This is a genomic window from Duganella radicis (assembly GCF_009720825.1).
In the GTDB taxonomy this organism is placed as follows: Bacteria; Pseudomonadota; Gammaproteobacteria; order Burkholderiales; family Burkholderiaceae_D; genus Rugamonas; species Rugamonas radicis.
In genome coordinates, this window is record NZ_WNKY01000014.1 from 122806 (window position 1) to 139326 (window position 16521).

General features: G+C 63.2%; 11 protein-coding genes. All 11 read left to right on the top strand.

Features of this window, described 5'->3' with window-relative positions; genetic code table 11:
- The first annotated feature begins 174 nt into the window (after positions 1-174).
- A complete protein-coding gene (leuS, locus tag GM676_RS15020) occupies positions 175-2796 on the top strand; it encodes a leucine--tRNA ligase (protein WP_155464458.1) in 2622 nt (873 codons plus the stop codon).
- Positions 2797-2804: 8 nt separating this feature from the next.
- Positions 2805-3410 (top strand): LPS-assembly lipoprotein LptE, encoded by a 606-nt coding sequence (locus tag GM676_RS15025; RefSeq protein ID WP_155464459.1) that lies wholly within the window; start codon positions 2805-2807, stop codon positions 3408-3410.
- A 9-nt stretch (positions 3411-3419) separates the two neighbouring features.
- On the top strand, positions 3420-4436 hold the full coding sequence (gene holA / locus GM676_RS15030; RefSeq protein WP_155464460.1) for a DNA polymerase III subunit delta: 1017 nt from the start codon (positions 3420-3422) through the stop codon (positions 4434-4436).
- 15 nt (positions 4437-4451) lie between these two features.
- The gene (locus GM676_RS15035; protein ID WP_155464461.1) at positions 4452-5717 is read left to right on the top strand and encodes a glutamate-5-semialdehyde dehydrogenase; all 1266 of its coding nucleotides are present in this window, start codon (positions 4452-4454) and stop codon (positions 5715-5717) included.
- Positions 5718-5725: 8 nt separating this feature from the next.
- Positions 5726-6142 (top strand): CopD family protein, encoded by a 417-nt coding sequence (locus tag GM676_RS15040; RefSeq protein ID WP_155464462.1) that lies wholly within the window; start codon positions 5726-5728, stop codon positions 6140-6142.
- A 10-nt stretch (positions 6143-6152) separates the two neighbouring features.
- Positions 6153-7352 (top strand): THUMP domain-containing class I SAM-dependent RNA methyltransferase, encoded by a 1200-nt coding sequence (locus GM676_RS15045; protein WP_371866246.1) that lies wholly within the window; start codon positions 6153-6155, stop codon positions 7350-7352.
- Positions 7353-7423: 71 nt separating this feature from the next.
- Positions 7424-8707 (top strand): multidrug effflux MFS transporter, encoded by a 1284-nt coding sequence (locus GM676_RS15050; RefSeq protein WP_155464464.1) that lies wholly within the window; start codon positions 7424-7426, stop codon positions 8705-8707.
- A 266-nt stretch (positions 8708-8973) separates the two neighbouring features.
- Positions 8974-11064, top strand: coding sequence for an HDOD domain-containing protein (locus GM676_RS15055; protein ID WP_155464465.1), 2091 nt, complete (start codon positions 8974-8976; stop codon positions 11062-11064).
- A 7-nt stretch (positions 11065-11071) separates the two neighbouring features.
- Positions 11072-13336: an EAL domain-containing protein gene (locus GM676_RS15060; RefSeq protein WP_155464466.1), complete on the top strand. Its 2265-nt coding sequence runs from the start codon at positions 11072-11074 to the stop codon at positions 13334-13336.
- Between the two features lie 9 nt (positions 13337-13345).
- Complete coding sequence (locus GM676_RS15065) at positions 13346-14941, top strand: SEL1-like repeat protein (protein ID WP_155464467.1); 1596 nt, start codon at positions 13346-13348, stop codon at positions 14939-14941.
- Positions 14942-15014: 73 nt separating this feature from the next.
- Positions 15015-16472, top strand: a complete 1458-nt coding sequence (locus GM676_RS15070; RefSeq protein WP_155464468.1) for a flagellin N-terminal helical domain-containing protein — start codon at positions 15015-15017, stop codon at positions 16470-16472.
- The last annotated feature ends 49 nt before the right edge of the window (positions 16473-16521 follow it).

Below are 16521 nucleotides of genomic sequence, written 5' to 3' on the forward strand. Positions count from 1 at the left end.
TCAGCCGAAATCCTGTATGACAGCGCCACCCTCAGGCGGCTGGACAGCTTCGACCAGGCCGTGGTGCCGCTGGAAAAGCGTCCGGAATGGTCGTCATCGAGGGATACGCGCTCAGCGGGGGAATGAAACGGTATAATGTCCGGTTCATATTCAACTTTTGGCCGTACACCGATCATGCAAGATAAATATAGTCCCGCCGACGTAGAAAAAGCCGCTCAATCCCACTGGAAGGCGATCGACGCCTACAAAGCCGTCGAAAACGATCCGCGCTTCCCGAAAGGTAAATACTACGCTTGCTCCATGCTGCCTTACCCATCGGGCAAGCTGCACATGGGCCACGTGCGCAACTATACGATCAACGACGTGATGTACCGCTACCTGCGCATGAACGGCTACAACGTCCTGATGCCGATGGGCTGGGACGCGTTCGGCATGCCGGCGGAAAACGCGGCCATGGCCAACAACGTGCCGCCAGCGCAGTGGACCTATTCCAACATCGCCCACATGCGCTCGCAGATGGAATTGATGGGCTTGGCCATCGACTGGTCGCGCGAAATGACCGCGTGCAAGCCGGAGTACTACAAGTGGAACCAGTGGATGTTCCTGAAGATGCTGGAAAAAGGCATCATCTACAAAAAAACCGGCACCGTGAACTGGGACCCGATCGACCAGACCGTGCTGGCCAACGAGCAGGTGATCGACGGCAAGGGCTGGCGCTCGGGCGCGGTGATCGAGAAGCGCGAAATCCCGATGTACTACGCGCGCATCACCGACTATGCCGAAGAACTGCTGGAACACGTCGACAGCAAGCTGCCAGGCTGGCCTGAGCGCGTGCGCATCATGCAGTCGAACTGGATCGGCAAATCGACCGGCGTGCGCTTCGCCTTCCCGCACGAGATCAAGGACGCCGACGGCAACTTGATCAGCGACGGCAAGATGTACGTGTTCACCACCCGTCCGGACACCGTGATGGGCGTGACCTTCTGCGCCGTGGCGGCCGAACACCCGCTGGCCGTGCTGGCCGCGCAAACCAATCCGGAACTGGCCGCCTTCAACGCCGAGTGCAAACTGGGCTCGGTGATCGAAGCCGACATGGCGACCATGGAGAAGAAGGGCATGCCGACCGGCCTGTTCGTCACCCATCCGCTGACCGGCGACAAGGTCGAAGTCTGGGTCGGCAACTACGTGCTGATGACCTACGGCGACGGCGCCGTCATGGGCGTGCCCGCGCACGACGAACGCGACTTCGCCTTCGCCAAGAAATACAAGCTGCCGATCAAGCAAGTCATCAAGGCCGAAGGCCAGCAATTCTCCACCGACGCATGGCAGGAATGGTACGGCGACAAGGAAGTGTCGATCGTCACCAACTCCGGCAAGTACGACGGCCTGCGCTACGCCGAAGCGGTGGATGCCGTGGCCGCCGACATGGCCGCCAAGGGCCTGGGCGAGAAGAAGATCACCTTCCGTCTGCGCGACTGGGGCATCTCGCGCCAGCGCTACTGGGGCACGCCTATCCCGATGATCAACTGCGCCGATTGCGGCTCGGTGCCGGTGCCTGAGAAGGACCTGCCGGTGGTGCTACCGGAAGACTGCGTGCCGGACGGCAGCGGCAACCCGCTGAACAAGTACGAAGCCTTCCTGAAATGCGATTGCCCGCAGTGCGGCAAGCCAGCGCGCCGCGAAACCGACACCATGGACACCTTCGTGGACTCGTCGTGGTACTACATGCGCTATACCTCGCCGGGCTCGAACGACGCCATGGTCGACAGCCGCAACGACTACTGGATGCCGATGGACCAGTACATCGGCGGTATCGAGCACGCCGTGCTGCACCTGCTGTACGCGCGCTTCTGGACCAAAGTGATGCGCGACTTCGGCCTGGTGAAATTCGACGAGCCGTTCACCAACCTGCTGACCCAGGGCATGGTGCTGAACGAGACCTACTACCGCGAAGACGCCGCCGGCAAGAAGACTTGGTTCAATCCGGCCGACGTCGATCTGACCCTGGACGACAAGGGCCGCCCGCAAGGCGCGGTGCTGAAGGACGACGGCCAGCCGGTGCAGATCGGCGGCACCGAGAAAATGTCGAAGTCGAAGAACAACGGCATCGACCCGCAAGCGCAGATCGAACAATACGGCGCCGACACGGCGCGCCTGTTCACCATGTTCGCCTCGCCGCCGGAGCAGACGCTGGAATGGTCGGGCAGCGGCGTGGAAGGCGCCAACCGCTTCCTCAAGCGCGTGTGGAATTTCGGCTACGCGCAGCGCGAAGCCATCGCCGCCGCCGGGTCGCCGCTGAGCGCCGCCGCTACGTCGGACGCCGGCAAGACCCTGCGCCGCGAAGTGCACAAGGTGCTGCAACAGGCCGACTACGACGTCAAGCGCATCCAGTACAACACCGTGGTGTCAGCCTGCATGAAGATGCTGAACACGCTGGAATCGGCCAAGGATGTGGAAGCGGCCGTGCTGTCGGAAGGCTACGCTATCTTCCTGCGCCTGCTGAACCCGGTGGCGCCGCACATCACCCACGTGCTGTGGAAAGAGCTGGGCTACGCCGGTGACATCCTGGACGCGCAATGGCCGCAGGTCGATCCGGCCGCGCTGGAGCAGTCGGAAATCGAAATGATGATCCAGGTGAACGGCAAGCTGCGCGGCAGCGTGGTAGTGCCGAAGAGCGCCGACAAGGCCGCCATCGAAGCGGCCGCGCTGGCCAACGAGGCGGTGCAAAAGTTCATCGAAGGCACGCCGAAGAAGGTGATCGTGGTGCCGGGCAAACTGGTCAACATCGTGGTGTAAGGCGGATTATGACGACGACTTCGAAGTTCCTGGGCGCGGCGGTGCTGACCGCGGCGCTGACGCTGTCGGGCTGCGGCTTCCACCTGCGCGGCGACAGCGGCCATTACACGCTGCCGTTCCCGTCCTTGTACGTGGGGCTGCCGGAGTCGTCGCCATTGGCGATCGATTTGAAGCGCAACATCCGCGCCAACGGCGGCACCACGGTGGTCAACTCCGCCAAGGATGCCGACGGCGTGATCGATGTGCTGTCGAATCCCGAGAAGACCAAGACCAAAACCATTCTGTCGCTGAACAGCAATGGCCGCGTGCGTCAGTATCTGCTGACCTACAACATCGTGTTCCGTGTGCTGGACAAGCAGGGCACGGAGCTGCTGGGACCAACCACCATCACGCTGACGCGGCCGATCGACTTTAACGAAACCCAGCTGCTGGCCAAAGAGCAGGAAGAGGCGCTGCTGTACAAGGACATGCAGACCGACCTGGTACAGCAGATGATGCGCCGCATCGCCGCCGTGAAGACGCCGGGCGTGTCGCTGCCGCCGGCGCCGCTGCCGACCGACAAGCAGCCTTCGGGCCAGCCGTCGACCATTCCGCCGGCCGTGCCGATTCAGTAAAGGCGCCGCATGCAATTACGGTTGGAGGCGCTGGACGGCCATTTGGGCAAATCGCTGTCGCAGCTGTACGTGATCACCAGCGACGAGCATTTGCTGGCGCTGGAAGCCGCGGACAAAATCCGCAAGGCGGCGCGCGCGCAAGGCTATTCCGAGCGCGATGTGCTGACCGTGGAGCGCAGCTTCAAGTGGGGCGAGCTGCTGGCGGCCAATCAGGCGCTGTCGCTGTTTGGAGACAAGAAACTGATCGAGCTGCGCATCCCGACCGGCAAGCCGGGCAAGGATGGCGGCGCGGCGCTACAGAATTATGTGAAGGATCTGAGTCCGGACAACCTGACGCTGATCACGCTGCCCAAGCTGGACTGGCAGACGCAGAAGGCGGCGTGGGTGACCGCGCTGCAACAGGCGGCGGTGTATATCGACATCCCGCAGGTGGAACGGGCGCATTTGCCCAATTGGATAGGCCAGCGCCTTGCCCAACAAGGGCAGAGCGCGGACCGGCAGAGCATTGATTTCATCGCGGACCGCGTGGAAGGCAATCTGCTTGCGGCCCATCAGGAGATTCAAAAACTGGCTTTGCTGCACGAGCCGGGCAAGCTGACCTACGAGCAGGTGCACGAAGCGGTGCTGAATGTGGCGCGCTATGATGTGTTCAAGCTCAGTGAAGCGATGCTGGCGGGCGATCCGGCGCGGTTGATCCGCATGCTGGACGGCTTGAAAGGCGAGGGCGAGGCCTTGCCGCTGGTGCTGTGGGCGGTGTCGGACGAGATCCGCACGCTGCTCAAGCTGAAGGCGGGCATGGCGCAAGGCCGTCCTCTGGGCGCGTTGCTGAAAGAGCATCGCATCTGGGGGCCGAAGGAACGCATGATGGACCCGGCGCTGCGCCGCATTTCGCTGCCAACGCTGGAAGCGGCGATGAAAGACGCCGCGCAAGTGGACAAGATGATCAAAGGCCTGCGCGCGAAAGCGCATGCGGGCGACGCGTGGGACGCGATGCTGCAATTGGCGTTGAAGGTCGCACGCGGTTAAACCGACGAGACGACGATGGACACCAAGCACTACATGGAACAACTGGGCCAGCAGGCGCGCAAGGCTTCGCGCGCCATGGCCCGCGCCAACAGCGCGCAGCGCAACCGCGCGCTGTCGCTGATCGCCGACGCGATCGAACGCGACGCCGACGCCCTGCGCGCCGCCAATAAACTCGACATGGACGCCGCCGCCGCCAACGGCCTGGAGCCGGCCATGCTGGACCGCCTGGCGCTGTCCGACAAAGCCATCGCCACCATGGTGGAAGGCCTGCGCCAGATCGTCGCGCTGCCCGACCCGATCGGCGAAATCTCCGGCCTCAAATTCCGCCCGACCGGCATCCAGGTCGGCCAGATGCGCGTGCCGCTGGGCGTGATCGGCATCATCTACGAGTCGCGCCCGAACGTGACGGTGGACGCGGCCGGCCTGTGCATCAAGAGCGGCAACGCCACCATCCTGCGCGGCGGCTCGGAAGCGATCCACTGCAACCGCGCGTTGGCGAAACTGGTCAAGGAAGGCCTGGAAGGCGCCGGCCTGCCGGCGGACGGCGTGCAAGTGGTGGAGACCACCGACCGCGCCGCCGTCGGCGCCCTGATCACCATGCCGCAATACGTGGACGTGATCGTGCCGCGCGGCGGCAAGGGCCTGATCGCGCGCCTGATGGCCGAGGCCACGGTGCCGATGATTAAGCACCTGGACGGTATCTGCCACGTCTACATCGACGCCAAGGCCGACTTGAAGAAGGCGCTGGACATCGCGTTCAACGCCAAGTGCCACCGCTACGGCACCTGCAACACCATGGAGACGCTGCTGGTGGCGCGCGCCATCGCGCCGGCCGTGCTGCCGGAACTGGCCAGGCTGTACGCGACCAAGGAAGTCGAACTGCGCGCCGACGCCGAAGCGAAGGCGATCCTCGCCGGCTATCCGCACCTGGCCGACGCCACCGAGGAAGACTGGTCCACCGAATATCTGGCCGCGATTTTGTCGGTCAAGGTGGTGGCGGATATGGACGAAGCGATGGAACACATCAACACCTACTCGTCCAAGCACACCGAGTCCATCGTCACCGAAGACCACTCGGCGGCGATGCGCTTCCTGCGCGAGGTGGATTCGGCCTCGGTGATGGTCAATGCCTCGACGCGCTTCGCGGACGGTTTTGAATACGGCCTGGGCGCCGAAATCGGCATTTCCAACGACAAGCTGCACGCGCGCGGCCCGGTGGGTCTGGAAGGTTTGACTTCGCTGAAGTACATCGTCTTCGGCAACGGCGAAGTCCGTCAATAAGGAACGTTATGCTCTGGATTAAAGCACTGCACATCTTCTTCGTGATTGCCTGGATGGCCGGCGTGTTCTACCTGCCGCGCATCTTCGTCAACCTGGCGATGGAGACCGACAAAAACACCACCGCGCGCCTGCTGCTGATGGGGCGCAAGCTGTATCGTTTTTCCATGTGGTTGTCGGTGTTTGCGGTGCTGTTCGGCGCGATCCTGGTGTACATGCAGTATGGCGTGCACATGCCCGGCTGGCTGCACGCCAAACTGACGCTGGTGGTGCTGGTGATCGGCTATCACCATGCCTGCGGTCCGATCCTGAAAAAGTTTGAACGCGGTGAAAACAAACGTAGCCACAAGTGGTTCCGCGTATTTAATGAGCTGCCAGTATTCATCATGCTGGCAATCGTGATTCTGGTAGTAGTCAAGCCGTTTTAACTGAGAACCTATGGCATCCTTCTTTTGCCCATGCCCACGAGGCATGGAAGCGGCATTGGCCGAAGAGCTGCGCGAAATCGCGCAACAAAGCACCACCATGAAGGTGCACAACGAGGTGCCGGGCGGCGTACACGCTTCCGGTGAGCTTGAGGATTCGTATCGCATCAATCTGCATTCGCGCATCGCGTCGCGCGTGCTGATGCGCATGGCCGCCGGCGGCTACAAGAACGAGAACGATATCTACGACCTGACCCTGGCGCAGCCTTGGGAAGAGTGGTTCTCGTATGACCACACCATCCGCGTCGACCTGACGGCGGTGAAGTCGCCGCTGAAAAGCCTGGAGTTCACCACGCTGAAGATCAAGGACGCCATCTGCGACCGCTTCCTCGATCAATACAAGAAGCGTCCTTCGGTCGACACCAAGGAACCGGACATGCGCATCTTCGGCTTCGTCGATGCGCACCAGTTCATCGTCTATCTGGACACTTCGGGCGAGGCGCTGTTCAAGCGTGGCTGGCGTAGCGAGACCGGCGACGCGCCGCTGCGCGAAAACCTGGCCGCCGGCCTGCTGCGCGTGGCGGGCTGGAAGCCTGGCATGCCGTTGTTCGACCCGATGTGCGGCTCCGGCACCATCCTGTGCGAAGCCGCGCAGATGGTGCAGGGCGTGCCACCGGGTGCGCGCCGCCGTTTCGCCTTCGAGAAGTTCCACGATTTCGATCCGAAGCCGTGGCAGGACATGAAGGCCGCCATCAAGCCTAATCCGCTGCCGGCCGAGCCGACCATTTTCGGTTCCGATATTTCGGGCGACATGGTGGCGATGGCACGCCACAACCTGCGCAGCGCCGGCATCCTGTTCGACGTGCCGTTGAAGCAGATCGAGGCGCAGCAGGTGCAGGCGCCGACCGCGCAGCCGGGCATCCTGCTGACCAATCCTCCGTACGGCGAACGTATCGGCGTGCGCGGCGACAGCTCGCTGGAGCAGGATGAGCTGGCCAACAGCTTCTATGCGGATTTCAGCAGCACGCTGAAACAGCGCTTTGCCGGTTGGACGGTGTTCCTGTTCACGGCCGACCTGGGCGTGCCCAAGCTGCTGCGTTTGAAAGAATCGCGCAAGACGCCATTCTTCAACGGCGCGCTGGAATGCCGTTTGTTCCGCTTCGACATGGTGGCGGGCTTCAACCGCCGCGAAGCCGCCAAACCTAAAGAGTAAGCACCACCGGCCTCGCCGCTTTGCCGCGAGGCCGGCCGGGCGTCGTCGTCGACCTGAAAGGAAAACGATTTATGCTCCCGACACCGCCAGCCGGTCTGCCCGACCAGGACACCATCGAAGACGTTCCGCCACCCGAGCCGCCGCACCGCAAGCCGCTCACCGCCGCCGCGCTCGCCACCATGCTGGCCGCGCTCTCGATGATAGGCCCGTTCTCGATCGACGCTTATCTGCCGGCCTTCCCCAACATCCAGGCCACGCTGCACGCCACGCCGCTGGAAGTGCAGCAAAGCCTGACTTTCTACATGCTGGCCTTCGCCGGCATGGTGCTGTGGCATGGCGCGCTATCCGACGCCTTCGGCCGCCGCAACGTCATCCTGGTCTCGCTGGGCATGTTCGCCATCGGCACGCTGGGCTGCGCCTCCGCGCACACGGTGCACTATTTGTGGGTGTTCCGCATCATGCAGGGGGTGTCGGCCGGCGCCGGGGTGGTGGTGGGACGCGCCATCATCCGCGACCTGTATGAGGACGCCGCCGCCGCGCGCCTGCTGTCGCTGGTGACCATGATCTTCTCCATCGCCCCGGCCATCGCGCCCATCCTCGGTGGCTGGATCGTCACGCTGTCCGACTGGCGCGCCATTTTCCTATCGCTGCTGGCCTACAGCGTGCTGCTGTTCATCTTCTGCTATCGTCGCCTGCCGGAGACGCTGGCGCCGGAAAAGCGCCATCCCTTCAACCCGCGCTTTTTGGTGCGTAATTATGGCGAGATCCTGCGCTCGCCGCTGTTCCACTTCAAGACCGGCGTGCTGGCCTTGAACTTCGCCGGCCTGTTTGTCTATATTTCCGCCGCGCCGGAATTCCTGCCGCAGCAGCTGCATCTCGGGGCCTCGCAATTCGGCTGGCTGTTCATTCCATCGGTGAGCGGGGTGTTCCTCGGCGCGCTGGCGGCCAACCGCATGGCCGGGAAGATGACATTTTCGCGACAGATCGGCATCGGCTTCTGCTTCCTGCTGGCGGCTTCCCTGTTCAACCTGATCTACCACACGTTCCTGCCGCCGGCGCTGCCATGGACTGTGCTGCCGATGCTGTTCTATACCTTTGGCATGTCGGTGGTGGCGCCCGGGGCGACTTTGCTGGCGCTGGATCTTTTCCCCCACATCCGTGGCACGGTGGCGTCCTGCCAATCGTTCGCGGTGACGCTGCTTGGCGCTGTGGTGGCAGGGGTGATCGCACCCGTCCTATCACACTCCGCGCTCTGGCTAGCCGCGGGACAGACGGCGTTTAGTGCCTCTGCTCTCGTTTTGTGGTTGACGTCGCGCTATTACCGGAGCATATTAACGCGCTATCAAGGCCGATAATCATTAACGACAGGAAAAAGACTTAGTTTAGAAAGAAATTTTACTTGCTGTTAAGTTATTATCAGACTTTATGATAATATAATTTTTTAAGGCAATGTTTCCCGGCCCAAAAAACGCCGGAGAAGCGCATAAAGCCTACGTTTGCGGAACTTGGCCGTTGAGTTCCGCCCCCTGACCGATGTCTACTGGCGGCAATGCTTGATACGATGCATCAACAATCTGACCATGATATTCGCAATCGACTGCTGATTGCCCGTCTGCCGGCCATGCCGCAGATACTCATCAAGTTGATTGAGCACTTGCAGGCCGACGACGCCGGCATGCCGGAACTCGCCGCCCTCATCGCCAAGGACGCGGCGATGACCAGCAAGATCCTGACCGTAGCAAACAGCTCGGCCTACCATCGCAACCAGCGCACGGTGGGCCTCGAACAGTCGCTGGTGTCGCTCGGCACCGACATGATCAAGACGCTGGTGATCAGCGAATCGGTCTTCCAGACCTTCAACAGCTTCCCGCACTCGGGCAGCACCGACCTGCGCGGATTCTGGAAAGGCTCGCTCACCACCGCCGTGATCGCGCGCGACATCGCCAGGCAGATGGAGTACCCGCACGTCGAGGAAGCCTATCTGGCCGGCCTGCTGCACAACGTCGGCCGCCTGGCCTTGCTGGCGACGGCGCCGAAGGAATACGCCTTCAATTTCACCGCGCGCGACGACGAGGACCTGTGCGCGGTCGAGCAGCGCACGCTGCAAATCACCCACTCGGAAGCCGGCGCCTGGCTGATCGAGCGCTGGAACCTGGACTCCTTCCTGGCCGACAGCGTGCTGTATCACCACGAGCCGATCGCGCGCCTGGAGGCCGCGCATCCGCTGATCCGCATGGTGCGCCTGGCGCACCTGCTGTGCAGCCACGACGACCAGGAGCAGGCGATTGCCGAATCGGCGCGCCTGTGCAATCTCGATGGCGAGAAGCTGGAACAAATCATCAAGAACGCCGCGCGCCAGGTGGAGAAGTCGGCCAACTATCTGGGCATCGACCTGACCGGCGCCGACGACATCGTGGCGCCTGCCGCCTACGCGCCGCCGCTGGTCGATCCGGTGCAGCAGCGGCTGTCGGAGGAAGTGCGCAACATCATGCTGGTGTCCGAGATGGGACAGACCTTCGCGCGCCAGCATGGCGAAGCGGGCCTGCTGGAAGCCATCACGCGCTCGGCCCGCATCCTGTTCGATTTTGAAAACGCTGTCCTGCTGCTGGAGAACCCCACCGGCCACGCGCTGCACGGCATGGCTACCGGCGATCATCAGCAACGGCTGGCGGAATTCGTCATCCCGCTCAACAAGGGCGGCGCGGTGGCGCAGTCGGCGCTGGAGCGCACGCTGGCTTACGTCAGCCGAGAAGGCCAGGTGCACAACGTGGCGGAAGAGCAGTTGTTCCGCATCCTCGGCAGCGAGAGCATGGTGTGCCTGCCGCTGGTGGCCAACCAGCGTTGCCTCGGTGTGCTGATCGGCGGCGTGCCGGCCTGGCAGATGCCGCACCTGCAAAAGCGCGAGCGCTTCCTGCAATCGTTCGGCACCCAGGCCGCGGCCTCGCTGGAAACCGCGATCAGCGAGCGCGGTCACGCCAAGCGCCAGATCGCCCATGTGGCGGAAGAATACCGCGAAGCCTCGCGCCGCGTGGTGCATGAGGTGAACAACCCGCTGTCGATCATCAAGAACTATCTGTCGGTCCTGGACGGCAAGCTGGCCAAGCGCGAGCCGGTGGTGGGCGAGATGTCGATCCTGAACGAGGAGATCGACCGCGTCGGCCAGCTGATTAACGGCCTGGCCGATTTGCAGCCGACCGAAACTTCGCGCGTCACCGATGTGGCCAAGGTGGTGGATGACGTGCTGCGCCTGTTCCGCGCCACCGACTTCGTGCCGGCCTCGGTGCAGATCGTGGTGCGCATGCAGGAGGAGCCGGCCGAGATCGACGGCGACGCCGACCTGCTCAAGCAAATCCTGGTTAATCTGATCAAGAACGCCGTTGAGGCACTGGGCGACGGCGGCAAGATCGAGATTTCGAATCGCGGTCACGTCAATCGTGAACGCAAGCTGTATCTGGAACTGGTGGTCAGTGACACCGGTCCGGGTCTGTCGGCCGAGGTGCTGGCCAACCTGTTCTCGCCTGTACGCAGCAGCAAGGAAGGAGCCCACCACGGGCTGGGACTGTCCATCGTCCACAGCCTGGTCAAGAAAATGCAAGGCCTGATTACCTGCCGCTCCGGCAAAACGGGTACTACCTTTGAAATCCTGCTGCCCGCCAAGGGCAGTACCAGCCAAGTCGCCAGCGTGCAAACGCGGGTGATGGATTCCGCTTAAGGCCATGATGAACCTGAACTCTTTCGACCTAGCCCCCGTCGAACCGCTGTCCAACGATAATCGCCCGCGCCTGCTACTGGTGGATGACGAACCGCGCTTGCTGTCGTCATTGTACGAACTGCTGCGTGACCGCGATTATCATCTGGTGACCGCCACCTGCGGCAGCGAAGCGCTGGCGCAGCTGACCAAACTGAAATTCGACCTGATCCTGCTCGATCTGCGACTGCCCGACATGAGCGGTCACGAGATCATGGATTACATCAACGCCCGCGAGATCGACGGCGACGTGATCGTAATGAGCGGCGACGTCGGCATCGAGGCCGCCATCGGCGCCTTGAAGCGCGGCGCCTACGATTACCTGCGCAAGCCTTACAGCCGCGAGGAGCTGCTCAAGACGGTGGAGAACGCGCTGCAAAAGCGCCGTCTGGCCATCGACAACGAGCGCATCGCCTCCAAGCTGGAAAACTCGGAGAAGATGTACCGCTATCTGGTCGATTCGTCGCCGGACATCATCTACACCCTGAACCACGAGGGCAAGTTCACCTTCGTCAACGACCGCGTGCAGCAACTGCTGGGCTTCACGCGCGAAGAGCTGATCGGCAAGCACTACTCGGTGCTGGTGCACGACGAGGACCAGGAGCGCGCGCGCTACGCCTTCAACGAGCGCCGCGTCGACGAACGCGCTTCGCGCAACGTCGAGCTGCGTTTGAAGTGCAATCCCGGCACCGGCGCCGGCGGCGGCATCGAGCGCACCTTCAATAACACGCTGATGACGATTTCGCTGAACGCGATCGGCATGCACATTCCGGATCACGAAGTGAAGACGCGCGAGTTCTTCGGCACCTATGGTGTGGCGCGCGACATCACCGACCGCAAGCGCGCCGAGGAAGTCATTTCGTACCAGGCTTACCACGACATCCTGACCGACCTGCCGAACCGCATGCTGTTCAAGGACCGCCTTGGCCTGGCCGTGATTCAGGCCAAGCGCAAGCTGACCGAGTTGGCGGTGATGTTCGTCGACCTCGATCGCTTCAAGCTGGTGAACGATACGCTGGGTCACGTCAAAGGCGACGAGCTGCTGCAACAGGCGGCGCAGCGCTTGAAGGATTGCCTGCGCCGCGGCGACACGCTGGCGCGCCAGGGCGGCGACGAATTCACCATCGTGCTGCCGGAACTGCGCGACCGCCAGGACGCCAAGGCCATCGCCGACAAATTCCTCGAAAGCCTGCAACGCCCGTTCGATCTGGATGGCCATCAGGTGCACATCTCCGCGTCGATTGGTATCGCTATCTATCCGGGCGACGGCGAGACCATCGACGAACTGCTGCGCCATGCGGACATCGCCATGTATCAGGTCAAGGCGCTGGGCAAGAATGGCCACAGCTTCTATCACAACTCCATGCTGGATGTGTCGCATCAGAAGATCGCGCTGGAGCAGTCGCTGCGCAAGGCGCTGGAGCACAACGAGCTGGAAATGTACTACCAGCCGCAGGTCGACGTAGCCACCGGCCGCATCATCGGCGCCGAAGGCCTGATGCGCTGGAACCACCCGCAGCGCGGGCTGCTGGCGGCCGGCGAGTTCCTGCCGTTCGCCGAAGAGAATGGCCTGATGCTGCCGATCTCGGACTGGATGCTGGGCGCCCTGTGCCGCGATCTGCTGCAATGGAATGCCAATGGCGGCGAGGCGCTGCGTCTGTCGCTCAACCTGTCGCCGCAATATCTGGACCGCGGCGATTTCTTCGAGAAGATGCGCGGCGCGCTGACGCGCTACGGCATTTCGCCGGCGCAGATCGAAGTCGAGATCACCGAGAACATCTGCATCCGCAATCCGCAGTATGCGATTGAACAGCTGAACAAATTGTGCCAGCTGGGCGTGTCGGTGGCGATCGACGATTTCGGCACCGGCTATTCCTCGCTGGCGTATCTGCACCGCTTCCCTATCCACACCATCAAGATCGACCAGTCCTTCGTCAAGGAGATCCACGACGAGAACGGCCACTATCCGGTGATTCTGGCGATTATCTCCATCGCGCGCGGCCTGGGCCTGCATCTGGTGGCGGAAGGCGTGGAGACCGAAGTGCAGGCGCGCTATCTGGAGGCCAACGGCTGCTCCACGATGCAGGGCTATCTGTACCATCGCCCGATTTCGCTGACCAGCTTTATCGATGTATTGCAGGAGCAGAACCGCCGGTCGTCGCCATCGGTGGCTGTGCTGCACGCGGTGCCGAGCGCCGTCGACGAACAACCGGCGATGATTGCGATTCAAGCCTGATAATAAAGCATGACGAAATACAGTCCCAACGAAGCCGACGCGAACAACGGCAGTACGTACACAGCTGAATTCCTGCGCGTCAAGGGACTGGCCGAACGAGGTGTCGCCAATGCCCAGCATAGTCTGGGCTTTATGTATTTCAATGGGCAGGGCGTGGCGCAAAGCTATGAGCTGGCGGTGGTCTGGTATCGCCAGGCCGCGCAGGCGGGCCTGGAACACGCGCAGTACAACCTGGGCGTGATGTACCAGAAGGGCCAGGGTGTCGAGCAGAATTTCGAGGAGGCGGCGGCGTGGTATCGGCTGGCGGCGGAGCAGGGTTATGCGGCCGCGCAGTACAACCTTGGCTGGCTGTATGCGAAAGGGCAGGGCGTGCCTAACGATACGCTGCAAGCCATGCACTGGTTCAGCAAGGCCGCCGAACAGGGCGACGCCGGCGCGCAAAATAATCTCGGCATGATGTACGACACCGGCAAGGGTGTGCCGCAGGATTTCAAGCAGGCCATCTTCTGGTATCGCAAGGCGGCGGAGCAGGGCTATGCGCGCGCCCAGTTCAATCTCGGCCTGCGCTATGACAATGGACAGGGCGTGCCGCAGGATGTGGGGCAGGCCATGTCGTGGTATCGCAAGGCGGCCGATCAGGGCTATGCGCCGGCGCAGTTCAATCTGGCGCTCCGTTTTGATAAAGGCGACGGCATCGCACAGGATTCGCAGAAAGCCATCCTGTGGTATCGCCGCGCGGCGGAGCAGGATCACGCCAGCTCGCAATTCAATCTGGGCCTGATATACGATAACGGCCAGGGCGTGCCGCGCGATGAGCAGAAGGCGCTGGACTGGTACCGCAAGGCGGCCGAACAGGGGCACGCGGCGGCGCAGAATAATCTCGGCCTGCGCTATGACCATGGCCAAGGCGTGGAACAGGATTACGAACAGGCGCAGTTCTGGTATCGCAAGGCGGCGGAGCAGGGCTTCCCGGGCGCGCAATATCATCTTGGCTTGCTGTACGACGCCGGCCACGGCGTGGTGGTCGATCATCAGGAAGCCATCTTCTGGTATCGCAAGGCGGCCGATCAGGGCCATTTGCGGGCGCAGTTCGATCTGGGCCTGCGCTATGAAACGGGACGCGGCGTGCCGCAGGACTATCGCAAGGCCATGGGGTGGTATCGCCGCGCGGCCGAGCAGGATTATGTGGCGGCCCAGTACAGCCTCGGTCTGCTGCATGATAACGACGAAGGCCCGCAGCCCGATTGCGCGCAAGCCAATCACTGGTATCGCAAGGCGGCGGAGCAGGGGCACACACAGGCGCAGTTCGCGCTCGGCCTGCGTTATGACAATGGCATGGGCGTGCCGCAGGATTACGCCCAGGCGCATCACTGGTATCTGCAAGCGGCCTCGCAGGGGCACACCCGCGCGCAGTTCAATCTGGGTCTGATGTTTTTGGCGGGGCAGGGCGTGCGCGCCGATGCCGCCCAGGCCTGGATGTGGTTGACCATGGCCGAACGTGGCGGTTACCAGACCGCCGCACGCTATCTGCCGAATGCCGCCAGCCGCATGGACCCGGTCCAGCTGGCGCAGGCGCGCGAGCGGGTGGAAATGCTGCCGGGTTAAGTTCAAGTTTCTCATTGGCACTGCCGTTATTTAGACGACGAGCGCAATTCCGCGCCCGGGACGACGGCCGCCCATGCAGATCAACACCAACATCGCCTCTCTGAACGCCCAGCGCAGCTTGACGCGCTCGGGCGAGGATATGGCCGTGCATCTGCAACGCATGTCGAGCGGCCAGCGGATTAACTCCGCGCGCGACGATGCGGCCGGCCAGGCGGTCAGCGCGCGCATGACGGCGCAGGTGAATGGCTTGCGGCGGGCGAACCAAAATATCAACGATGGTATTTCGCTACTACAGGTGGCCGATGGCGCGGCCGGGCAGCTCAATGATAATTACCAGCGCATGCGCGAGCTGGCGGTGCAGGCGGCCAATGATACGAACAGCAAGATTGACCGCGCGGCCATTCAGCAGGAGGTGAATGCGCTGGTGTCGGCCAATGTCGATATCGTCGACGGCGCGCGCTTTAACGATCAGCGCCTGCTGGACGGGACGTTCTCGCAGCAGTTGCAGGTGGGGGCGGAGGCCGGGCAGGTGATGCAGCTGATGATACCGCGTGCGGTCATCATGGAAAGTTATTCAACCGCGCTGCTGGACGTGGCGCCGCAGCAGTCGACGGCGGTGGGCGGCACGGTGCTGGGCGCGTTGCGGTATGGCGATCTGGTGATCAATGGTTCGGTGGTGGGGGCGACGTCGGCCGGTGCGCAGGCGGGGCAGAGTGCCGGCAGCGCGTACGCGGTGGCGGCGGCGATCAATGCGGCCAGTATCCGCAATGTGTCTGCCACGGCCACCAATACGCTCGATGGCGCGGTCGGCGCAGGCGGGCCGCTGGCCAATGCCGCGCTTTCCGTGAACGGCGTGGATGTGGGACCGATTGCCGGGGCCACGGCGGCGGCGCGCGCGGCCAATGCGGCGGGGGCGATCAGCGCGACGGCCGGCACCAGCGGCGTCACCGCCAGCGCCAGCGGCAGCACGCTGACGCTGACGGCGATGGATGGGCGCGATATCGTGTTGTCGGAAGCGGTGGCGGGGGCGCTTGGGTCGCTGGGGTTGAGCGGCGGCGCGCACAAGGGCTCTGTGACGGTGGATGAGGCGCCGCGTTCGGGTGCGCACAGCATGAGCATCGGCGGGGCCAATCCGGCGCAGGCGGGATTGAGCGCGGGCGCGCAGGCGTCGGTGAGAATAGGGCCGCCGAATTATCAGGCGAAATCGGTGATTACGGCGGGCGAGCCGCCGATGGATTTGTCGACGTTCAGCGGTGCGAGTGCGGCGCTGGACTATATCGACGGCAAGTTGGACCAGGTGAACGCCATCCGCGCGCAGTTGGGGGCGGCCAGCAATCGATTGACGGCGGCGGCTGGCAATGCGGGCAATTCGGCGGACAACCTGTCGGCAGCGCGCTCGCGGATACTGGACGCCGACTATGCCGACGAAGCCGCGCAACTGACGCGCACCCGCATCCTGCGCGAAGCCGGCGCCTCCATCGTCGCCCAAGCCAACGCCATGCCCCAGCAGGCCCTGCTCCTGCTACGCTAGCCCCGCCCGCCGCCCGCCGCCCGCCGCCCGCCGCCCGCCGCCCGCCGCC